At 71.8% G+C, this 19,915-nt stretch carries 20 protein-coding genes; 13 read left to right on the top strand and 7 right to left on the bottom strand.

Features of this window, described 5'->3' with window-relative positions:
• The first annotated feature begins 94 nt into the window (after positions 1-94).
• From ACIPM1_RS10905 to ACIPM1_RS10860, 10 genes are all read left to right on the top strand, one after another.
• Positions 95-1,024 (top strand): Rossmann-like and DUF2520 domain-containing protein, encoded by a 930-nt coding sequence (locus tag ACIPM1_RS10905; protein ID WP_402431984.1) that lies wholly within the window; start codon positions 95-97, stop codon positions 1,022-1,024.
• Entirely contained in the window at positions 1,021-2,013 is a 993-nt protein-coding gene (gene panC / locus ACIPM1_RS10900) for a pantoate--beta-alanine ligase (RefSeq protein ID WP_402431981.1), read from the top strand. The genes ACIPM1_RS10905 and panC overlap by 4 nt, the downstream gene beginning before the upstream one ends.
• Positions 2,010-3,743: an L-aspartate oxidase gene (locus ACIPM1_RS10895; protein WP_402431978.1), complete on the top strand. Its 1,734-nt coding sequence runs from the start codon at positions 2,010-2,012 to the stop codon at positions 3,741-3,743. Before panC ends, ACIPM1_RS10895 begins: the two co-directional genes overlap by 4 nt.
• A 5-nt stretch (positions 3,744-3,748) precedes the next feature.
• The gene (nadC, locus tag ACIPM1_RS10890) at positions 3,749-4,726 is read left to right on the top strand and encodes a carboxylating nicotinate-nucleotide diphosphorylase (protein ID WP_402431975.1); all 978 of its coding nucleotides are present in this window, start codon (positions 3,749-3,751) and stop codon (positions 4,724-4,726) included.
• Positions 4,727-4,731: 5 nt separating this feature from the next.
• The gene (locus tag ACIPM1_RS10885) at positions 4,732-5,529 is read left to right on the top strand and encodes a type III pantothenate kinase (protein WP_402431972.1); all 798 of its coding nucleotides are present in this window, start codon (positions 4,732-4,734) and stop codon (positions 5,527-5,529) included.
• Between the two features lie 159 nt (positions 5,530-5,688).
• Positions 5,689-6,387, top strand: a complete 699-nt coding sequence (locus ACIPM1_RS10880) for a hypothetical protein (protein WP_402432911.1) — start codon at positions 5,689-5,691, stop codon at positions 6,385-6,387.
• A gap of 54 nt (positions 6,388-6,441) precedes the next feature.
• Complete coding sequence (locus ACIPM1_RS10875) at positions 6,442-6,630, top strand: hypothetical protein (RefSeq protein WP_402431969.1); 189 nt, start codon at positions 6,442-6,444, stop codon at positions 6,628-6,630.
• A gap of 181 nt (positions 6,631-6,811) precedes the next feature.
• On the top strand, positions 6,812-7,342 hold the full coding sequence (locus ACIPM1_RS10870; protein ID WP_402432907.1) for a BlaI/MecI/CopY family transcriptional regulator: 531 nt from the start codon (positions 6,812-6,814) through the stop codon (positions 7,340-7,342).
• A gap of 9 nt (positions 7,343-7,351) precedes the next feature.
• Positions 7,352-7,885, top strand: coding sequence for an amino-acid N-acetyltransferase (locus ACIPM1_RS10865; protein WP_356190690.1), 534 nt, complete (start codon positions 7,352-7,354; stop codon positions 7,883-7,885).
• 242 nt (positions 7,886-8,127) lie between these two features.
• Positions 8,128-8,463, top strand: a complete 336-nt coding sequence (locus ACIPM1_RS10860) for an Lsr2 family protein (protein WP_356190687.1) — start codon at positions 8,128-8,130, stop codon at positions 8,461-8,463.
• Here ACIPM1_RS10860 and ACIPM1_RS10855 read toward each other — a convergent pair.
• Positions 8,442-9,041, bottom strand: a complete 600-nt coding sequence (locus ACIPM1_RS10855) for an SCO3374 family protein (protein WP_402431965.1) — start codon at positions 9,039-9,041, stop codon at positions 8,442-8,444. The genes ACIPM1_RS10860 and ACIPM1_RS10855 overlap by 22 nt on opposite strands.
• A gap of 431 nt (positions 9,042-9,472) precedes the next feature.
• Here ACIPM1_RS10855 and ACIPM1_RS10850 point away from each other — a divergent pair, with 431 nt between their 5' ends.
• Complete coding sequence (locus ACIPM1_RS10850; RefSeq protein ID WP_356190682.1) at positions 9,473-11,998, top strand: ATP-dependent Clp protease ATP-binding subunit; 2,526 nt, start codon at positions 9,473-9,475, stop codon at positions 11,996-11,998.
• Positions 11,999-12,077: 79 nt separating this feature from the next.
• Here the strand turns inward: ACIPM1_RS10850 and ACIPM1_RS10845 are convergent, their stop codons facing one another.
• Positions 12,078-12,725 (bottom strand): HAD family acid phosphatase, encoded by a 648-nt coding sequence (locus ACIPM1_RS10845; RefSeq protein ID WP_402431961.1) that lies wholly within the window; start codon positions 12,723-12,725, stop codon positions 12,078-12,080.
• Between the two features lie 468 nt (positions 12,726-13,193).
• Here ACIPM1_RS10845 and ACIPM1_RS10840 point away from each other — a divergent pair, with 468 nt between their 5' ends.
• The gene (locus tag ACIPM1_RS10840; protein ID WP_402431958.1) at positions 13,194-13,832 is read left to right on the top strand and encodes a M23 family metallopeptidase; all 639 of its coding nucleotides are present in this window, start codon (positions 13,194-13,196) and stop codon (positions 13,830-13,832) included.
• 52 nt (positions 13,833-13,884) lie between these two features.
• On the opposite strand, the gene ACIPM1_RS10835 is transcribed toward ACIPM1_RS10840, so the two are convergent.
• Complete coding sequence (locus tag ACIPM1_RS10835; RefSeq protein WP_356190676.1) at positions 13,885-14,481, bottom strand: TetR/AcrR family transcriptional regulator; 597 nt, start codon at positions 14,479-14,481, stop codon at positions 13,885-13,887.
• Between the two features lie 146 nt (positions 14,482-14,627).
• On the opposite strand from ACIPM1_RS10835, the gene ACIPM1_RS10830 reads away from it, so the two are divergent.
• Positions 14,628-16,232: an MDR family MFS transporter gene (locus tag ACIPM1_RS10830; protein WP_402431954.1), complete on the top strand. Its 1,605-nt coding sequence runs from the start codon at positions 14,628-14,630 to the stop codon at positions 16,230-16,232.
• A gap of 117 nt (positions 16,233-16,349) precedes the next feature.
• Here ACIPM1_RS10830 and cseC read toward each other — a convergent pair whose 3' ends face one another.
• The 4 genes from cseC to ACIPM1_RS10810 form a co-directional block, all read right to left on the bottom strand.
• On the bottom strand, positions 16,350-17,717 hold the full coding sequence (cseC, locus tag ACIPM1_RS10825) for a two-component system sensor histidine kinase CseC (RefSeq protein ID WP_402431951.1): 1,368 nt from the start codon (positions 17,715-17,717) through the stop codon (positions 16,350-16,352).
• 11 nt (positions 17,718-17,728) lie between these two features.
• On the bottom strand, positions 17,729-18,430 hold the full coding sequence (gene cseB, locus ACIPM1_RS10820; protein WP_356190669.1) for a two-component system response regulator CseB: 702 nt from the start codon (positions 18,428-18,430) through the stop codon (positions 17,729-17,731).
• Between the two features lie 224 nt (positions 18,431-18,654).
• Complete coding sequence (locus ACIPM1_RS10815; RefSeq protein WP_402431947.1) at positions 18,655-19,308, bottom strand: hypothetical protein; 654 nt, start codon at positions 19,306-19,308, stop codon at positions 18,655-18,657.
• Complete coding sequence (locus ACIPM1_RS10810) at positions 19,296-19,835, bottom strand: SigE family RNA polymerase sigma factor (protein WP_132856486.1); 540 nt, start codon at positions 19,833-19,835, stop codon at positions 19,296-19,298. Before ACIPM1_RS10810 ends, ACIPM1_RS10815 begins: the two co-directional genes overlap by 13 nt.
• Between the last annotated feature and the right edge of the window lie 80 nt (positions 19,836-19,915).

Raw genomic sequence — 19,915 nt, 5'->3', positions numbered from 1 at the left:
GTGGACAACCGAACGTCTCCCGAACCAATCGCGTTAACATGACGAGAAATCGTCCGGTACCCGGAGCGGACTGGAACGGGAAGGCCGCCGTCGCGTGAGTACAAGCCAACAGCCAGACCCGAGGGACCGCCCCGCGCGGCTCACCGTCGGCGTCGTCGGCGCCGGCCGGGTGGGCCCCGCGCTGGCCGCGTCCCTGCAGCTCGCCGGGCACCGCCCGGTGGCCGTCTCGGGTGTCTCCGACGCCTCCCGGCGACGGGCCGCGCTCATGCTCCCCGACGTGCCCCTCGTCCCGCCCGCCGAGGTGCTGGAGCGGGCCGAGCTGGTGCTCCTGACCGTCCCCGACGACGCCCTGCCCGGGCTCGTCGCGGGCCTCGCCGAGACCGGCGCCGTGCGGCCGGGGCAGCTCCTCGTGCACACCTCCGGGAGGTACGGCGCCCGGGTGCTGGACCCCGCCCTGCGCGCGGGCGCGCTGCCGCTGGCCCTGCACCCGGCGATGACCTTCACCGGCACGCCGGTGGACGTGCAGCGGCTCGCCGGCTGCTCCTTCGGGGTCACCGCCCCCGAGGAACTGCGGCTGGCCGCCGAGGCCCTCGTCATCGAGATGGGCGGCGAGCCGGAGTGGGTCGCCGAGGAGAGGCGCCCGCTCTACCACGCATCGCTCGCGCTGGGCGCCAACCACCTGGTGACGCTGGTCGCCCAGTCCATGGAGCTGCTGCGCGAGGCCGGTGTCGAGGCGCCCGACCGGATGCTCGGCCCGCTGCTCGGCGCCGCCCTGGACAACGCCCTGCGCTCCGGTGACGCGGCGCTCACCGGGCCCGTCGCGCGCGGGGACGCCGGCACCGTCGCCGCCCATGTCGCCGAGCTGCGTCGGCACTCCCCGCAGACCGTCGCCGGCTACCTGGCGATGGCCCGCGCCACCGCCGACCGGGCCCTCGCCCACGGGCTGCTGAAGCCGGAGCTGGCCGAGGACCTGCTGGGCGTCCTCGCCGAGGGGACCGACGGGACCGAAGGGAACGCCCGATGACCGCCGCACTGCTGCGCACCGCCGACGAGCTGCACGCGCGCGTGCGTCACGGCCGCCGCGCCGTCGTGATGACCATGGGCGCCCTGCACGAGGGCCACGCCACCCTCGTCCGCGGCGCCCGGGAGATCGCCGGCCCCTCGGGCGAGGTCGTGGTCACCATCTTCGTGAACCCGCTCCAGTTCGGCGCCGGTGAGGACCTGGACCGCTACCCGCGCACTCTGGAGGCCGACCTCAAGGTCGCCGAGCAGGCCGGCGCCGACGCCGTGTTCGCCCCCTCGGTGGAGGAGGTCTACCCGGGTGGCGAGCCGCAGGTCCGCGTCACCGCGGGTCCCATGGGCGAGCGCCTGGAGGGCGCCTCGCGCCCCGGCCACTTCGACGGCATGCTCACCGTCGTCGCCAAGCTGCTGCACCTCACCCGCCCCGACGTGGCGCTGTACGGCCAGAAGGACGCCCAGCAGCTCGCCCTGATCCGCCGCATGGTGCGCGACCTGAACTTCGGCGTCGAGATCGTGGGCGTGCCGACCGTGCGCGAGGACGACGGCCTCGCCCTCTCCAGCCGCAACCGGTACCTCTCCGTCCAGGAGCGGCGCACGGCCCTCGCCCTGTCCCAGGCCCTGTTCGCGGGCCGCGACCGGCACGCCGCCCAGGAGGCGCTGTGCGCCCGGGCCCGCGAGGTCCCCTCCACGCGCGCGCGTGCCGAGGCCCTCAGCGCCCTCGGGGAGTCCCGCGCGGCGGCCGACGCCGCCGCCGTCGCCAAGGCCGTCCCGGGTGCCGCGGCGGCCGTGCGCACGGCCGCCCGCCTGGTCCTCGACGAGGCCGCCCGCCTCGACCCGCCGCTCGAACTGGACTACCTGGCCCTCGTCGACCCGTCCGACTTCACCGAGATCGGGGACGACTTCACCGGCGAGGCCGTCCTCGCCGTCGCCGCCCGGGTCGGCGCGACCCGGCTGATCGACAACCTCCCCCTCACCTTCGGAGCCGCCTCGTGACCAGCACAGGCATACGACTGCACGCGCCCGCGCCCGGGTGGTCCATCTCCGCGGACGTCGTGGTCGTCGGCTCCGGCGTCGCCGGGCTGACCGCGGCGCTGCGCTGCGAGGCCGCCGGTCTGCGGACGGTCGTCGTCACCAAGGCCCGCCTGGACGACGGCTCCACCCGCTGGGCCCAGGGCGGCATCGCCGCGGCCCTCGGGGAGGGCGACACCCCCGAGCAGCACCTGGACGACACCCTGGTGGCGGGCGCGGGCCTGTGCGACGAGGAGGCCGTGCGGCTCCTCGTCACCGAGGGACCCGACGCCGTGCGGCGGCTGATCTCCACCGGCGCGCACTTCGACACCGACGACGAGGGCGGCATCCAGCTCACCCGCGAGGGCGGCCACCACCGCCGCCGCATCGCGCACGCGGGGGGCGACGCGACCGGCGCGGAGATCTCCCGGGCCCTGGTCGAGGCGGTGCGCGCGCGGGGGATGCGCACGATCGAGAACGCGCTGGTGCTGGACCTGCTCACGGACGCCGAGGGCCGCGCCGCGGGCGTGAGCCTGCACGTGATGGGCGAGGGCCAGCACGACGGCGTGGGCGCCGTGCACGCCCCCGCGGTGGTCCTCGCCACCGGCGGCATGGGCCAGGTGTTCTCCGCGACCACGAACCCGTCCGTGTCGACCGGCGACGGGGTGGCGCTCGCGCTGCGCGCCGGCGCCGAGGTCTCGGACCTGGAGTTCGTGCAGTTCCACCCGACCGTGCTCTTCCTCGGCGCGGACGCCGAGGGGCAGCAGCCGCTGGTCTCCGAGGCCGTACGCGGCGAGGGCGCCCACCTGGTCGACGCCGACGGCGTGCGCTTCATGGTGGGCCGGCACGAACTGGCCGAGCTGGCGCCGCGGGACATCGTCGCCAAGGGCATCACGGGCCGGATGCAGGAGCAGGGCGTCGAGCACATGTTCCTCGACGCCCGGCACTTCGGCGCCGAGATGTGGGAGCACCGCTTCCCGACCATCCTGGCCGCCTGCCGCGCCCACGGCATCGACCCGGTCACCGAGCCCGTCCCGGTCGCCCCGGCCGCCCACTACGCCTCCGGCGGTGTGCGCACCGACTCCCACGGGCGGACCACCGTCCCCGGGCTGTACGCGTGCGGCGAGGTCGCCTGCACCGGTGTGCACGGAGCCAACCGGCTCGCCTCCAACTCCCTGCTGGAGGGGCTGGTCTACGCCGAGCGCATCGCCGCCGACATCGCCGCCTGCCGGGCGGACGACACCTACCACGCGCGCGTGCCGGCGCCCGTCGCGCAGCCGGACAAGCCCGCGCACCCCCTGCTCGCCCCGGAGGCGCGGTTCGCGATCCAGCGGATCATGACCGAGGGCGCGGGCGTGCTGCGCTCCGCCGGCTCGCTCGCCAAGGCCGCCGACCGGCTCCAGCAGCTGCACACCGACGCCCGCGACGCCCTCGCCGAGAACGGCAAGACGGCCGAGCCGGGCGTCGACACCTGGGAGGCCACCAACCTTCTGTGCGTGGCCCGCGTCCTGGTCGCCGCCGCGCGGCTGCGCGAGGAGACCCGCGGCTGCCACTGGCGCGAGGACCGCCCCGAGCGCGACGACGCGCACTGGCGCCGCCACGTCGTCGTACGGCTGAATCCCGACCGCTCGCTGGTCCTGCACACGACCGACACCGCAGACTTCCCCCCGACCCGCCCCGAGGCCCCCGCGCCCCAGCGTTCCCAGGAGCAGTGACACAAGTGAGCACCGACGACCTTCCCCTCGCCCCGACCGGCGGCTGCGGCGACGGCTGTGCCTGCGGCGCGGACGGCGACGAGGAGTACCTGGAGTGCGGGCTGGACCCCGCGCTCGCCCAGCTCCTGGCCGACGCCGGGCTCGACCCCCTGGAGGTCGAGGACGTCGCCAACGTCGCGATCCAGGAGGACCTCGACCACGGCGTGGACGTGACGACGGTCGCGACCATCCCCGAGGAGGCCGTCGCCACCGGCGACTTCACCGCGCGCGAGGCCGGTGTCGTGGCGGGCCTCAGGGTCGCCGAGGCGGTGCTCTCGGTCGTCTGCACCGACGAGTTCGAGGTCGAGCGGCACGTCGACGACGGTGACCGGGTGGAGGCCGGGCAGAAGCTGCTGTCGGTCACCACGCGCACGCGCGACCTGCTGACCGCCGAGCGCAGCGCCCTCAACCTGCTGTGCCGCCTGTCCGGCATCGCGACCGCCACGCGCGCGTGGGCGGACGTCCTGGAGGGCACCGGGGCCAAGGTGCGCGACACCCGCAAGACGACTCCGGGCCTCAGGTCGCTGGAGAAGTTCGCCGTGCGCTGCGGCGGCGGCGTGAACCACCGCATGTCGCTGTCCGACGCCGCCCTGGTCAAGGACAACCACGTGGTCGCCGCCGGGGGCGTCGCGCAGGCCTTCAAGTCCGTACGGGAGGCCTTCCCGGACGTGCCGATCGAGGTCGAGGTCGACACCCTGCACCAGCTCCGCGAGGTCGTCGAGGCCGGCGCCGACCTGGTCCTGCTGGACAACTTCACCCCCGGCGAGTGCGCCGAGGCCGTGGGCCTCGTCGGCGGGCGGGTCCTGCTGGAGGCGTCCGGCCGCCTCACCCTGGACACCGCCCGGGCGTACGCGGAGACCGGCGTGGACTACCTCGCCGTGGGGGCCCTGACCCACTCCTCGCCGATCCTGGACATCGGCCTGGACCTGCGCGAGGCGGAGTAACGGCCATGCTCCTGACGATCGACGTCGGCAACACGCACACCGTCCTGGGCCTGTTCGACGGGGAGGACATCGTCGAGCACTGGCGCATCTCCACGGACGCGCGCCGCACCGCCGACGAGCTGGCGGTGCTCCTGCAGGGCCTGATGGGCATGCACCCGCTGCTCGGGGACGGCCTGGGCGACGGCATCGACGGCATCGCCATCTGCGCGACCGTCCCGTCGGTGCTGCACGAACTGCGCGAGGTCACCCGCCGCTACTACGGCGACGTGCCGGCCGTCCTGGTCGAGCCCGGCGTCAAGACGGGTGTGCCGATCCTCTTCGACAACCCCAAGGAGGTCGGCGCCGACCGCATCATCAACGCGGTCGCGGCCAACGAGCTGTACGGCGGCCCGGCGATCGTCGTGGACTTCGGCACCGCGACGACCTTCGACGCGGTCTCCGCGCGCGGGGAGTACGTCGGCGGGGTCATCGCGCCCGGCATCGAGATCTCCGTCGAGGCGCTGGGCGTCAAGGCGGCGATGCTGCGGAAGATCGAGGTGGCCCGCCCGCGCAGCGTGATCGGCAAGAACACGGTCGAGGCCATGCAGTCGGGCATCGTCTACGGGTTCGCCGGGCAGGTCGACGGCGTCGTGAGCCGCATCGCCCGGGAACTGGCCGACGATCCGGACGACGTGACGGTGATCGCGACGGGCGGCCTGGCGCCGATGGTGCTGGGGGAGTCCACGGTGATCGACGAGCACGAGCCGTGGCTGACGCTCATCGGGCTCCGGCTGGTCTACGAGCGGAACGTGTCGCGCATGTGAGGCCCCCCGGGCCGCTGACGAGTGCGTTCGCGGGCACGCGCGTGGCGTGCGGGTGGCGTGCGGGCATCCCGCACGCCACACCGCGTGCCCTTATGTCGAATTTGTCTGATTAGCGCGTATCGTCGGCCTATGCCCACGCCATACGGAACCCGCGGCGGCATGGCGTTCGGCGTGGAGGAGCTGCGTGTGCTCCGCCGCGCTCTCGACCTTGCCCTTCATCCCCGTACCGCCTCCGCCGAGGACGTACAGGACTGTCTCCGCCTCACCGAGTCGCTGGACGAGGCGATGCGCGAGGGGGCCCGGCTGCGCGCTTTCCTGGTGGCCGACCTCGCCCGCTACCGCGCCGCCCTCCCCGGCACGGCCGTCGGCTACGTGGCGCGCCTGTCGGAAGCGCTGAGCGCCGGCCACCGGCCCGGCCGCGACGACCTCGCGGCGCTCGGCGCCCTGCGCGGCAACGCGGCCGCGGCGGCCCTCCTGGACCGCTGCCGGGCGCTCGCCGGCCCGGCCGTGTCGGAGCCCCGGGGCGCGCGCCCCGCAGGCGCCGCCCTCCCGCCCGTCAGGGCTCTCCCGGCGGCCCTGGCCGTCCCGGCCTCCCGCAGCCCCTTCCAGGCCCTCCCGGGCGGCCGTACGGGCGCTCTCGGGGCCCAGGCCGGCGACTCCGGCAAGGGCCCCGCCAAGAAGCCGGCGCCGAAGCCCGCCGAGCGCCCCGCCCCGGCCCCCGCGCCGCCGGCTCCCGCGCCCGCTCCCGGGACCCCGCAGCCCGCCCGCCGCCCCATCCCCACACCGGGCGAGGTCTTCCCGCGCCGCAAACCGGCCCCGCCGTCCGAGCGGCCCCAGCAGCAGCTCGCGGCGGTGTGACACTGCGCGGTACCCCGCCCCCGTTTGTCCGGCCGCCCTGGCTACCCTTGAGCTATGGACTACGTCTCCGCGCTCGTGCCCCCGGTCGTGATGGCCGTCTTCTTCGCCGCGCTGGTGCGGGTGATCGTGAGGACCCAGGGCGGCGCCGCCAAGGCCAAGGAGGACGCGGCCGTCGACGCCGCCCTCGCGCGCACGGAGAGCGGCCGGCGGGCCCCCGTGGGCGGCGCGCCCACCGACGCCTGAGGCGGCACGCGGCCTCCGCGACGGCGTACGGCTCCCGCACGGTCGTCCCGTGCCGGGGCGCCGTACGCCCTTTTTGTTCTTGTTCGTTGCTGAAAGTGCACGTCCGGCACGCCATTGACCGGATCTCCCACTATTGTTCTGAGGTGTGCCTCGCCCATTGGGAGAACTCGAAGACGCGGTCATGACGCGGGTGTGGAAGTGGAACCGCCCGGTGACCGTTCGAGAAGTCCTGGAAGACCTTCAGCAGGAACGGTCCATCGCGTACACCACCGTGATGACCGTTTTGGACAATCTCCATCAGAAGGGCTGGGTGCGCCGCGAAGCGGAGGGCCGGGCCTATCGATATGAGGCGGTCTCCACCCGAGCCGCCTACGCCGCCGCACTGATGAACGACGCCTGGTCCCAGAGCGACAACGCCGCCGCCGCTCTCGTCGCCTTCTTCGGGATGATGAGCGAGGAACAGCGGCGGGCCCTGCGGGACGCCGTGCGGATGGTCGAAGGCACTTCGGGAGCCGGAGCCGCGGAGTCCGCCGAACTCACGACGCGCAGCCCGGCCGAAGTCACTCCGGAAGAGTCCGCCGAAGACACGGGCGAAGACGAGGGCGAAGTCCTCCGGGAAGCCCCGGACGAAGTCGGCGGGGAAGTTCCGGATACCGCCGCCGAAACCGGCGACGAGAACCCCGGCTCGGTGCGCGGCGGACGCGGGCGATAGCGTCCGCTCATGTCCGCAGAGCGCCCCGAAGTCTCCGCAAAAGCCCTCACCGTCCGCCGGGCCCGCACCAGCGATGTCCCGGCCGTGCGCCGACTGCTCGACACCTACGTCCGTGAGCGCATCCTGCTCGACAAAGCGACGGTGACGCTTTACGAGGACATCCAGGAGTTCTGGGTCGCGGAACGGGACGACAACGCCGAGGTGGTCGGCTGCGGCGCACTGCACGTGATGTGGGAAGACCTGGCGGAAGTGCGCACTCTCGCCGTGCGGCCGGGCCTGAAGGGCGCCGGCGTCGGCCACCGGCTGCTGGAGAAGCTCGTCGAGACCGCGCGCCGGCTCGGCGTTCGCCGTGTTTTCTGCCTGACCTTCGAAGTCGACTTCTTCGCGAAGCACGGCTTCGTGGAGATCGGTGAGACGCCGGTCGACACCGATGTCTACGCGGAGCTGCTGCGTTCCTATGACGAGGGCGTCGCGGAGTTCCTCGGGCTCGAACGAGTGAAACCGAACACCTTGGGCAACAGCCGGATGCTTCTGCATCTGTGATCGACGAGGAACAGTCCGCGACGGAAGCCGTATTCCGCTCGGCGGGCCTGCCCACGCTCCCTATGTCCGAAACGCGTACGTTTCCCGGCGGGGTTGCCGTTCGGTCTCTCCCAGGGGTTTGTGTTTTTCCGGCAAAAGCGGTTTGCTTTCCGACGTAGTGCAGTACTGCATATAACAGGGGACGGCGAAACGGCGGACGCCTGCGATCCCCGGCCCTCACGTTATCGATGAAAGGAAATCCGGTGGCACAGAAGGTTCAGGTCCTTCTTGTCGATGACCTCGACGGCGGCGAGGCGGACGAGACCGTGACGTTCGCGCTGGACGGCAAGACGTACGAGATCGACCTCACCACCTCCAACGCGGACAAGCTCCGCGGTCTTCTCCGGCCGTACGTCGACGGTGGTCGTCGTACCGGAGGCCGCGCGGCGGGTGGGCGTGGAAAGGCGCGCGCCGCTTCCGGTGGCAGCCAGGACACCGCGCAGATCCGCGCCTGGGCGAAGGAGAACGGATTCGAGGTCAACGACCGCGGCCGTGTTCCCGCGTCCATCCGCGAGGCCTACGAGAAGGCCAACGGCTGAGCGCACGCGCGTCGAAGCCGGATGCGGTGGCACTGCGTCGCCGCCGTGTCCACCACGCGCACGAGATCGGGGGTGCCGCCCTGGCCCCCCACCGCCGACAGAGTCGGCAGCGAGGCCTCGACCTCGCGCCCGGGCTCGGGGGGCCGCAGCCACACGGCGGCCCCCTGCGAACCGGAGCGGCCGTGGGCACGCGGCCGCCCTCCGGCAGGCCCGGCCTCCGGCGGCAGCGGCGCGTCCGTCAGCGTGCCCGCGCCGAGGGCCACCAGGTCCAGCCTCACCGCGCCCCATTCCAGCCACTCCAGCAGCCCCGGCAGCTCCTCCGCGCTCCCCGCGGCCACCAGCAGGCGCATCCGGTCCCCCTGAACGGCCACCGGAGAGTGCGGCCCCAGGTGGCGCAGCGCCGCCCGCCCCGCCTCCGCCGGCACGTCCAGCACGTCGAAGCGGCGGCCCACCACGAGGCGCACCGGCGTGCCGGGCGCCGTGGCCCAGCCCAGTGCCTGCTCGTACCAGTGCCGCGCCCCGGCGCCGGGGTCGAGCGGCCGGCGGGGAGCGGGAACCGGGGGGACGCTGGCTGTCATGCCAGGTGCAACCTCCGAAATTCCCCCCAGGTTACGCTGGGTCGCACCCCGTGCGCGCAGGGTTCTGGAAAGCGCGGGCCGCGGCGGCGCGAAGGGCGTCAGGGTTGTTCGCCCATAGCGGAGGGAACCGATGCGCGCGGCATGGAGTGTCAGCCCCCACGGGTAAGACATCCCTAGTGGGAGGGGGCGACACGCGGGCCCAGGACGTCTCACGTTCGCCATCGGCGTACTGGCGACTGGGGTAACTGCCTGGCCTGCGGGAACATCGTCTCGCACCATCGGGTTGGAGCAGATGTCGGCGTTCGGGGTCAGGAGGCCATCGACGGTGTCGGCAGTTGGAATGAGCGGTCCCCGCTTGCGGGACTAAGCTGCGGAAGGACAGGGAGGGGAAGTTCCCCCCACTGCCTGACCGCTCTGAGGAGCGATTAACGATGTTCGAGAGGTTCACCGACCGCGCGCGGCGGGTTGTCGTCCTGGCTCAGGAAGAAGCCCGGATGCTCAACCACAACTACATCGGCACCGAGCACATCCTCCTGGGCCTGATCCACGAGGGTGAGGGTGTCGCCGCCAAGGCCCTTGAGAGCCTCGGGATTTCGCTCGAGGCGGTCCGCCAGCAGGTGGAGGAGATCATCGGCCAGGGCCAGCAGGCCCCCTCGGGCCACATCCCCTTCACCCCCCGTGCCAAGAAGGTCCTGGAGCTGTCGCTCCGCGAGGCCCTTCAGCTGGGCCACAACTACATCGGCACGGAGCACATCCTGCTCGGCCTGATCCGTGAGGGCGAGGGCGTCGCCGCCCAGGTCCTGGTCAAGCTGGGCGCCGACCTCAACCGGGTGCGGCAGCAGGTGATCCAGCTGCTCTCCGGTTACCAGGGCAAGGAGACCGCCGCCGCCGGCGGCCCTGCCGAGGGCACCCCCTCGACGTCCCTGGTCCTCGACCAGTTCGGCCGGAACCTCACCCAGGCCGCTCGTGAGTCCAAGCTCGACCCGGTCATCGGGCGCGAGAAGGAGATCGAGCGGGTCATGCAGGTGTTGTCCCGCCGTACCAAGAACAACCCGGTGCTGATCGGTGAGCCCGGCGTCGGCAAGACCGCCGTCGTCGAGGGCCTCGCCCAGGCCATCGTCAAGGGCGAGGTGCCCGAGACCCTCAAGGACAAGCACCTCTACACCCTGGACCTCGGCGCGCTGGTCGCCGGCTCCCGCTACCGCGGTGACTTCGAGGAGCGCCTGAAGAAGGTGCTCAAGGAGATCCGCACCCGCGGCGACATCATCCTGTTCATCGACGAGCTGCACACGCTGGTCGGTGCGGGTGCCGCCGAGGGCGCCATCGACGCGGCCTCCATCCTGAAGCCGATGCTGGCCCGCGGTGAGCTCCAGACCATCGGTGCCACCACCCTGGACGAGTACCGCAAGCACCTGGAGAAGGACGCGGCCCTGGAGCGCCGCTTCCAGCCCATCCAGGTGGCCGAGCCGTCCCTGCCGCACACCATCGAGATCCTCAAGGGTCTGCGCGACCGGTACGAGGCCCACCACCGCGTCTCCATCACGGACGAGGCGCTGGTCCAGGCCGCCACCCTGGCCGACCGGTACATCTCCGACCGCTTCCTGCCGGACAAGGCGATCGACCTGATCGACGAGGCCGGCTCGCGGATGCGCATCCGCCGGATGACCGCGCCGCCGGACCTGCGCGAGTTCGACGAGAAGATCGCCGGCGTCCGCCGGGACAAGGAGTCCGCGATCGACTCGCAGGACTTCGAGAAGGCCGCCTCCCTGCGCGACAAGGAGAAGCAGCTCCTGGCCGCCAAGGCCAAGCGGGAGAAGGAGTGGAAGGCCGGCGACATGGACGTCGTCGCCGAGGTCGACGGCGAGCTGATCGCCGAGGTCCTCGCCACGGCCACCGGCATCCCGGTCTTCAAGCTGACCGAGGAGGAGTCCAGCCGCCTGCTCCGCATGGAGGAGGAGCTGCACAAGCGGGTCATCGGCCAGGACGACGCCGTCAAGGCGCTGTCCAAGGCGATCCGCCGTACCCGTGCCGGTCTGAAGGACCCGAAGCGCCCCGGTGGCTCGTTCATCTTCGCCGGCCCGTCCGGTGTCGGTAAGACGGAGCTGTCCAAGGCGCTCGCCGAGTTCCTCTTCGGTGACGAGGACGCGCTGATCTCCCTCGACATGTCGGAGTTCAGCGAGAAGCACACCGTCTCGCGTCTCTTCGGTTCGCCCCCCGGCTACGTGGGCTACGAGGAGGGCGGTCAGCTGACGGAGAAGGTGCGCCGCAAGCCGTTCTCGGTCGTCCTCTTCGACGAGGTCGAGAAGGCCCACCCGGACATCTTCAACTCGCTGCTGCAGATCCTGGAGGACGGTCGCCTGACCGACTCCCAGGGCCGGGTCGTGGACTTCAAGAACACGGTCATCATCATGACGACCAACCTCGGCACCCGGGACATCTCCAAGGGCTTCAACCTGGGCTTCGCGGCCACGGGTGACACGAAGACCAACTACGAGCGCATGAAGAACAAGGTGTCGGACGAGCTCAAGCAGCACTTCCGCCCCGAGTTCCTCAACCGCGTCGACGACGTGGTCGTCTTCCCGCAGCTGACGCAGGCCGACATCCTCCGGATCGTCGACCTGATGATCGGCAAGGTGGACGAGCGACTGAAGGACCGGGACATGGGCATCGAGCTCTCCCAGTCCGCCAAGGAGCTGCTCGCGAAGAAGGGCTACGACCCCGTGCTGGGCGCCCGGCCGCTGCGCCGGACCATCCAGCGCGAGATCGAGGACTCGCTCTCGGAGAAGATCCTCTTCGGCGAGCTGCGCCCCGGTCACATCGTGGTCGTGGACACCGAGGGCGAGGGCGACGCCAAGACCTTCACCTTCCGGGGTGAGGAGAAGTCGGCGCTGCCGGACGTCCCGCCGATCGAGCAGGCGGCCGGCGGAGCCGGCCCGAACCTGAGCAAGGACGCGTAGCCGCCGCGCTCGGCGCGAACCGAAGGGGGCTGCCCCGGGACCTGGAGTCCCGGGGCAGCCCCCTTTTCGCCGCGCTCCGTCAGGACAGCTGCCCGTCGTAGTCCGGCAGCTTGAAGGTCTGCTCGGCGTGGCCGCCGGAGAGGTCGGTGGCGCTGTTGCCGATGTTCGCGATGATCGTGTAGCCCTTGGACTCGATGTCGGCGCGCTGGGCCGTCTTGTAGTCGGCGACGTTCTTGAACAGGTCGAGCAGGCCGCGGACGTAGAGGCCGTCGACGTCGTAGCCGTCGTACTCCAGGTTGTACTTCGTGGGCGCCTTGACGATGCCGGGGCGGGCCGTGACGAAGAACAGGGCGACTCCGTGCTCCTGGGCGTACTCGGCGGCCCTCAGCACGGGCTTGTTGGCCGGCTGGGGGTAGCTGAAGCCGAAGTCGGTCTCCAGGGTCGTGTTGTCGATGTCGAACACGATCGCCTGCTTCTCGCCCGGCCGGGCGTCGGCGATGCGCTCGCGGAGGTAGGGCATCGCCTGGTCCATCACGGCCTGGCAGTCCCTCTGCCAGGCGGCGTAGTCGACGTTCCCGGACGCGGCGGCGGTGGCCGTGACGTCCGTCGTGGCCGGGGTCGGGGTGTTCGTCGCGGCGTGCGCGCCCACGGGGGCGGCGAGCGTCGTGGCGGCGACCGTGGCGACGGCGGTCGTGCCGATGCGGCGCGTCCAGGTGTTTCTGGTCATGGGTGGGGGGTCCTCTCGCGACCGAAACGCTGCGGATTGTTGTGGGCATGTTCATGCGCGAGGGTGGCGGGAGGGGAACCGAATGATTACTTGTCGGTAACTCTCATGAGACGCGGGCCACATGAGGCGCGTCACACCAACAGGGGCCTCGGGGGCTGAAGTCGGTGACAAGCGGCACAGGCGCTTCGAGCGGTACTAGGCGGGATAGTGGGGCCTTTGCCTGACAAAACCGGACTTTTACCCCAATTGGGCGCCGCAAGGCGCGCCGCTGTCCAGCGCTTTTGGGCGATGTGTCCTGGTTGGGCGTTCTGTCAAGACTTCGAGCGTTTTAGGGATCGCGTACTAGTTTCCGTCGTAGTGGGGGTGTTTGAGGGGCTGTGGCGCCCGGGGTTACCAAGGTGGGGCCCGCCCGGCGAGCGCCCCGCGCTCCGGGTGGTTCTCATGTCCCCCACCCCCCATGAGGTATCGATGTTCCAGCGCGTCACGTCCCGTTCCGCCCGTGCGTCCCAGCTCCGTACCCGCGCCGCCGTCGTCGCCGCCGGCCTGGGGGTCTCGGTCGCACTGGGAGCGGGCGCGGCATCCGCCACCGCCGCCACCACGGTCACCACCGTGGCCGCCAAGAAGGCCACCGCGGCGACGGTCGTCCCCGTGGCCGCCAAGAAGGCCAACGCCAAGAAGGCGGCCGCCCCCTCCTGGGTCCACCCGGTGAAGAAGTACGCGCTCAGCGCCAGCTTCATGCAGAACGGCAGCCACTGGGCGCACAAGCACAGCGGTCAGGACTTCGCCGTGCCGATCGGCACCAACGTCGTCGCCGCGCACGGCGGCACCGTCGTCAAGGCCGGCCCCAACGGCGCCGGTGACGGCCCCGCGTACGGCAACGCCATCGTCATCAGGCACGGCAACGGCACGTACTCCCAGTACGCGCACCTGTCGCGGATCGACGTGAGGGTCGGTCAGGTCGTCGCCACCGGGCAGCACATAGCCAAGTCCGGCAACACCGGTAACTCCACCGGCCCGCACCTGCACTTCGAGATCCGCAAGACCCCGAACTACGGCTCCGCCATCAACCCGGTCGTCTTCCTGCGCTCCCACGGCGTGAGCGTCTGACCGACGCCCGCGACGCGCCTCGCCGCCCACCGACCGGTGGGCGGCGCCGTCGTCAGGAGCCCTGGGTGGCCCGGTCCGCCTGGGTCACCAGATCGATCGCGACCTCGAGGACGGCCTTGCGCTTCTCCTCGGGGTCGCCCTGTACGTCCTGCATGACGAACATGCCGGCGTGCAGCGTGAACAGGGCGCTGACGCAGCGGACTTGGTCGGTCAGGCTCGCGTCCGGATCGATGATGATGTCGCGCAGGCAGCGCATCCGGTCCTTGAAGGTGTCCCCGATGCGCAGTTCCCGCACCGTCGCCTGGTTCTCCTGCATGAAGCGGAACAGCGGAGCCGCGCCCGCGAGCGCGTCGCTGTAGCGGCGGACGATCTCCTGCTTGGTCTCCAGGGTGTGCGGCTGCCGCCGGCCCCACTCGATCAGGTCCTCGATCGGCTGCGTCAGATCCTCGAAGAGGCTGACGAGGATCTCTTCCTTCGTCTTGAAGTGGTAGTAGAGCGCCGCCTTGGTGACCTGCAGGTGCTCGGCGATCTCGCGGAGCGAGGTCTTCTCGTACCCCTGCTCGGCGAAGAGTTCGAGCGCCACGTCCTGGATGCGCTGGCGGGTGTTTCCGCGGCGCTGCTGCTTGGTGCCGTCCATGGTGCCGCCCATCCTCGTACTCCTCGCGCTCCCGCCCAAACTTACCGGCCGACCGGCAGGGGAAACTTACTTGACGCCCGGCTAGTTAGCAGGCTACCTTCTCGAGTGTAGTAACTTGCCGGGCGGCAAGTAAGTAGGCGTAGCTGGGGGATGGACCGATGGCGGACACAGTGAACACCGAGGCGGAACCCGCGGAGGGCGGCAAACAGCCCAGGAGCGTGCGGGTCGTGCTGCTCGCTCTCATGATCGCGATGATGCTCGCGATGCTGGACAACATGATCGTGGGCACCGCGATGCCGACGATCGTCGGCGAGCTCGGCGGACTCCAGCACCTGTCGTGGGTGGTCACCGGGTACACCCTCGCCACCGCCGCGTCCACCCCCCTGTGGGGCAAGCTCGGCGACATGTACGGGCGCAAGGGCGCCTTCATGACCTCGATCGTGCTCTTCCTGATCGGCTCCGCGCTGAGCGGCATGGCGCAGAACATGGGGGAGCTGATCGGCTTCCGGGCCGTCCAGGGCCTCGGCGCGGGCGGTCTGATGGTCGGCGTCATGGCGATCATCGGTGACCTGATCCCTCCGCGGGAGCGCGGCAAGTACCAGGGCATGATGGCCGGCGTCATGGCGCTCGCCATGATCGGCGGTCCGCTGGTCGGCGGCACGATCACCGACAACTGGGGCTGGCGCTGGGCCTTCTACATCAACCTGCCGCTCGGCGCGGTGGCCCTCCTCGCGGTCAGCGCGGTGCTCCACCTGCCGAAGAAGCGCGCGCAGGCCCGCATCGATTACCTGGGCGCCGCCCTGCTGACCGTCGGCATCAGCTCCATCGTGCTCGTCACCACCTGGGGCGGTTCGGAGTACGCCTGGACCTCCGCGCGGATCATGGAACTGACCGCGATCGGCGTCGCCGCGCTCGTCGGGTTCGTGTTCCGGCAGACCAAGGCGGCCGAGCCGATCGTGCCGCTGCACATCTTCCGCAGCCGCAACTTCACCCTGATGTCGCTGATCGGCTTCATCACCGGCTTCGTGATGTTCGGCGCGGTGCTCTTCCTGCCGCTGTACCAGCAGTCGGTGCAGGGCGCCTCCGCGACCAACTCCGGTCTGCTGCTCCTGCCCATGCTAGGCGCCATGCTGGTCGTGTCGATGATCGCGGGCCGGGTGACCACCAACAGCGGCCGCTACAAGATCTTCCCGGTCGTCGGCAGCGCTCTGATGATCACCGGGCTGTACCTGCTGTCCCTGATGGACACCGAGACCACGCGGCTCACCTCCGGCCTCTACATGGCCGTCCTCGGCGCCGGCATGGGCTGCCTGATGCAGATCACCATGCTGGTCGCGCAGAACAGCGTGCAGATGAAGGACATGGGCGTCGCCTCGTCGTCCACCACCCTCTTCCGTACGCTCGGCTCCTCCTTCGGTGTCGCCATCATGGGCGCGCTGTTCAACAACAGGGTCCAGGACGTCATGGCCGAGCGGGCCGGCGCGCTCGGCTCGAAGGTCACCGAGCAGTCCGCGCAGCTGGACGCGGCGAGCCTGGCCAAGCTGCCGGCCGCGGCCCGCGAGGCGTACCAGCACGCGGTGTCGGCCGGCACCCACTCGGCGTTCCTGCTGGGCGCCGTCGTGGCGGTGCTCGCGCTGGCGACGGCCGTGTTCGTCAAGGAGGTCCCGCTGAAGGGCGCCGGCCCGGCCGCGCCCCGGCCCGAGGGCCCGGACGCCGCCGCCGACGCGGCCCCGGCGCGCGAGGGCGTGGCGGAGGCCGTCTGACCCCGCACCACCCCGTACGAAGGCCCCCGGCGGTGTCCGCCCCGGGGGCCTTCGCCGTGCCGCCGACGGACGGGAGGGTCCTTCCGCGGCGGGGCTTCTCCCACAGGGGAGCGGGGCTCACTGCCCCGGCAGCGGAAGCATCGGATGGCTGCCCGTGTTCGTCGGCGCGTGCTCCGGCAGCCACAGGACGGCGACCGCGCCCTCGGACGGGACGTGGCCCGGGGCGCCCACGGGACGGACATTGCGGAAGGTGAGGCGGGCGCCCAGGACCCGGGCCTGCCCGGCCGCGATGGTCAGGCCGAGGCCGTGGCCGTGCCCGGCGCGGTCCCTGCTGCCGGTGCGGAAACGGCTCGGGCCGTCCGCGAGCAGGTCCTCGGGGAAGCCGGGGCCGTGGTCCCGCACCCGGATGACCCGGCCCTCGACGGTCACCTCGATGGGCGGCCTGCCGTGCCGGGCGGCGTTGGCGAGCAGGTTGAACAGCACCCGCTCCAGGCGCCGCGGGTCGGTCGTGACCTCCGACTCGTGCACCACCCGCACGGCGACGTGCGGGTCCTTCGCCGCCACCCGCCGGGTGACGAAGTCGCCCAGCATGATGTCCTGCAGCTCGGCCCGCTCCGAGGCGCCGTCCAGCCGGGCCACCTCCAGCACGTCCTCGACGAGCGTGCGCATGGCCTTGGCGCGGTCCAGGACGAGCTCGGTGGGGCGGCCGGGCGGCAGCAGCTCGGCCGCGGTGAGCAGCCCGGTCACCGGGGTGCGCAGCTCGTGCGCGATGTCCGCGGTGACCCGGCGCTCCGCCTCCAGACGCTGCTGCAACGCGTCCGCCATGGCGTCCACCGCACGGGCGAGGTCGTCGGTCTCGTCCCGGACGACACCCCCGATGGCGTCCCGCACCCGCACGTCGGGCTCGCCCATGGCGACCTGGTTCGCCGCGGCCGCGGCCTTGCGCAGCCGGCGCGAGAGCTGGCCGCCGATGAGCACGCCCAGCGCGCTGCCGCCGAGGACCACCGCGATGGAGCCGATGACGAGGGCCTGGTCGAGGTCCTTGAGGATGTCCGTGCTGCGGTCGGTGAAGTGGGTGTGCAGGGACAGCACGTGCCCGTCCTTCACCGGGACGGCCGCCCAGATGTCCGGCAGTCCGCCCGCGTGGTCGGTCACGAAGGTCGCCCGCCGGCCCTCCCCGACCTTCTCCCGCAGCGCCGGCGGCAGCGCCGGGTCGTCGACCTTCACGCCGGGGAAGTTCGGCCGGCCGTCGCGCTCGTAGGCGCGCTGGCCGATCTGGACCCGCTCGTCGGCGAGGTCGCGCGCGTTGTCGAGCATCGACACCCGGGCGGCGTTGTGCACGACCAGGCTGAGCGCGAGCGCCACCAGCGCCCCCACCAGCGCGATGGCCGCGCTGAGCTTCCATCTCAGCCCGGTGTGCAGGCCCGTACGGAGACCGGCGCGCTCCGGGCGCTCCGGGGTCGGGTGCCGCTTCGTCCCGCGCATGCCGGCCCCGCTCAGGCCTTCAGCTTGTAGCCGAAGCCGCGGACCGTCTCGATGCGGTCCTGGCCGATCTTCGTGCGCAGCCGCTGCACATGGACGTCGACGACGCGTGTGTCGCCGCCCCAGCCGTAGTCCCACACCCGCTCCAGGAGCTTGTCCCGCGACAGGACCGTGCCCGGCGCGGAGGAGAACTCCAGGAGCAGCCGCATCTCGGTCGGCGTGAGCGCCACAGGCTGCCCGGCCCGGCGCACCTCCATTCCCTCGGTGTCGACCTCCAGGTCACCGAAGGTCAGCACCCCGCCCTCCACCGCCGAGGGTTCGGCCTCCGCCCGGTCGCCGCCGGCGTGCCCGAAGCGGCGCAGCACCGCGCGGATCCGGGCGACCAGGACGGCCCCGTCGAACGGCTTGGTCACATAGTCATCGGCGCCCGCCTCCAGGCCGAGGACGACGTCGATGGAGTCCGCGCGCGCCGACAGCATGATCACCGGCACCGTGGACTCGTCGCGGATGCGGCGGCACAGGCTGACCCCGTCGAGGCCGGGGACCATCACGTCCAGCAGCGCGATGTCGGGTCTGTCCGCCCGGAACGCCTCCAGGCCCGACAGCCCGTCCGGCATGGCGGTGACCGCGAAGCCGACCCGCTCCAGGGCGAGCTGGGTGGCCTCGCGGATGACGTCGTCGTCCTCGACGAACAGGACGTGGGTCTGCTCTGCCATCCCGGTGCTCTCAGTCCTCGTGTGCTTGTCGTGGTGCGTTCTCGGACGGTGCGCCCGCTCGGGGACGGGCCGGGCGCGCCGGGCGCCCACTGGGTGGACGCGGATGCCGGCCGTCGCGTTCACTCGTGGGGCCTTCACCGGGAGAACGGCCGGGCGGGGCGATCGGTTCACGCCATGGGAATTCTCGCGCGGCCGTCGCGAGCGGCGGGCCGGGGGCCGGGCCGTCAGTTGCCCGGCGGCGGTGTCGCTCCGTCCCCGACGGCGTTGCTGTACTCGTTGCGCGTGCTGTACTTCTTGGCGAACCTGCCCGCCGACCAGTGGTACGTGATCACGTCCTCGCCGGACGGATTCGACACCGGGTCGCCCTTCTCGTACACCTGCTTGGTCACCACCAGGTCTCCGCGGTCTATCTCCGCGTACACGGGAGGCTCCTCGGCCCGGAAGACGCTCTCGTAGCCGTCGCCCTCCTCGCGGTACACGTACGCTCCTACGCCCACCGCGTCGCCGCAGGTCAGCACGTTGACGACGATGTCGTCCACGGACCCGCCGGTCAGGTCGCCGTAGGACACGTCGACCGGGTACTCGTCGGCCGCGCACGGTTTCAGGTCCCGCTTCACCGCGGCCGAGACCCGCGGGTCGTCCTTGATGAGCCGGACCGCGTCGACGTGCTTGGGGGTCTTGCCGGGGCTGAGGGTGCGGGTGGTGCCGCCGCCCGTGACCGAGTCGGCGTGGGCCGGGCCCTCGTCACGGGCGCCGGTGCCGCCGGTGCCGCAGGCGGAGACCAAAAGGGCGAGGGCGGCGAGCACGGACACCGCCGTGATCGCCGCCTGGATGGTCTCTCGGGCCCGGTTGGGCCCGGCGCCGGTCAGGCCGCGCAACGCTCCCGCTCCTCACGCTCCAGCGCGCGTGCGTCCAGATCGCGGGCCTCCAGCTCCTCGCGGAGCCGGGCGAGCGCCCGGTGCAGCGTGCTCTTGACCGTTCCCGCCGACATGCCGAGGGCGGCGGCCGTCTCCTCCGTGGACATCTGCTCCCAGTGTCGCAGCACCACGACACTGCGCTGCTTGGGAGCGAGGACTTTCATGATGTCCATGAGGAGGGCGCGGTCGGCGTGCTGCTCGGTGGAGTCGTCCACGCAGGCGTCCGGGAGCTGCTCGGTCGGAACCTCCTCCAGCTTCCGGGCGCGCCACCACTCGGTCCGCGTGTTGATCATGACGCGCCGCAGGTAGGCGTCCGCGAGCCGCTTGTCGGCGATGCCCTCCCAGCGGCCGTACGTCCGGACGAGCGCCGTCTGGAGCAGGTCCTGGGCGTCGACCGGGTCCGGCACCAGCCGGCGTGCGCTGCGCAGCAGCGCGTCCTGCCGGGTGCGCACGTACTCCTCGAACTCCAGCACCTCGCCCTGCGCCATGTGCAACCGCCTCCGATCCCCGTGTACCGGCCCGCGTGCGGCCGGTTCTCGCCTGTGATGCGGACGGGCTGTGGTCGGCA

The organism is Streptomyces sp. NPDC086766, from assembly GCF_044746005.1.
In the GTDB taxonomy this organism is placed as follows: Bacteria; Actinomycetota; Actinomycetes; order Streptomycetales; family Streptomycetaceae; genus Streptomyces.
Note: the sequence above shows the minus strand (reverse complement) of the source record. Positions and strands in the feature narration are given on the sequence as shown.

Bases quoted from the DNA above. Each gene is read 5' to 3' on its own strand.
- ACIPM1_RS10845 (WP_402431961.1), bottom strand. From the start codon at position 12,725: ATGACCAGAAACACCTGGACGCGCCGCATCGGCACGACCGCCGTCGCC.
- ACIPM1_RS10870 (WP_402432907.1), top strand. From the start codon at position 6,812: ATGACGCGGGTGTGGAAGTGGAACCGCCCGGTGACCGTTCGAGAAGTC.
- ACIPM1_RS10885 (WP_402431972.1), top strand. From the start codon at position 4,732: ATGCTCCTGACGATCGACGTCGGCAACACGCACACCGTCCTGGGCCTG.
- cseB (WP_356190669.1), bottom strand. From the start codon at position 18,430: ATGGCAGAGCAGACCCACGTCCTGTTCGTCGAGGACGACGACGTCATC.
- ACIPM1_RS10865 (WP_356190690.1), top strand. From the start codon at position 7,352: ATGTCCGCAGAGCGCCCCGAAGTCTCCGCAAAAGCCCTCACCGTCCGC.
- ACIPM1_RS10810 (WP_132856486.1), bottom strand. From the start codon at position 19,835: ATGGCGCAGGGCGAGGTGCTGGAGTTCGAGGAGTACGTGCGCACCCGG.
- cseC (WP_402431951.1), bottom strand. From the start codon at position 17,717: ATGCGCGGGACGAAGCGGCACCCGACCCCGGAGCGCCCGGAGCGCGCC.
- panC (WP_402431981.1), top strand. From the start codon at position 1,021: ATGACCGCCGCACTGCTGCGCACCGCCGACGAGCTGCACGCGCGCGTG.
- ACIPM1_RS10850 (WP_356190682.1), top strand. From the start codon at position 9,473: ATGTTCGAGAGGTTCACCGACCGCGCGCGGCGGGTTGTCGTCCTGGCT.
- ACIPM1_RS10880 (WP_402432911.1), top strand. From the start codon at position 5,689: ATGGCGTTCGGCGTGGAGGAGCTGCGTGTGCTCCGCCGCGCTCTCGAC.
- ACIPM1_RS10830 (WP_402431954.1), top strand. From the start codon at position 14,628: ATGGCGGACACAGTGAACACCGAGGCGGAACCCGCGGAGGGCGGCAAA.
- ACIPM1_RS10855 (WP_402431965.1), bottom strand. From the start codon at position 9,041: ATGACAGCCAGCGTCCCCCCGGTTCCCGCTCCCCGCCGGCCGCTCGAC.
- ACIPM1_RS10840 (WP_402431958.1), top strand. From the start codon at position 13,194: ATGTTCCAGCGCGTCACGTCCCGTTCCGCCCGTGCGTCCCAGCTCCGT.
- ACIPM1_RS10875 (WP_402431969.1), top strand. From the start codon at position 6,442: ATGGACTACGTCTCCGCGCTCGTGCCCCCGGTCGTGATGGCCGTCTTC.
- ACIPM1_RS10835 (WP_356190676.1), bottom strand. From the start codon at position 14,481: ATGGGCGGCACCATGGACGGCACCAAGCAGCAGCGCCGCGGAAACACC.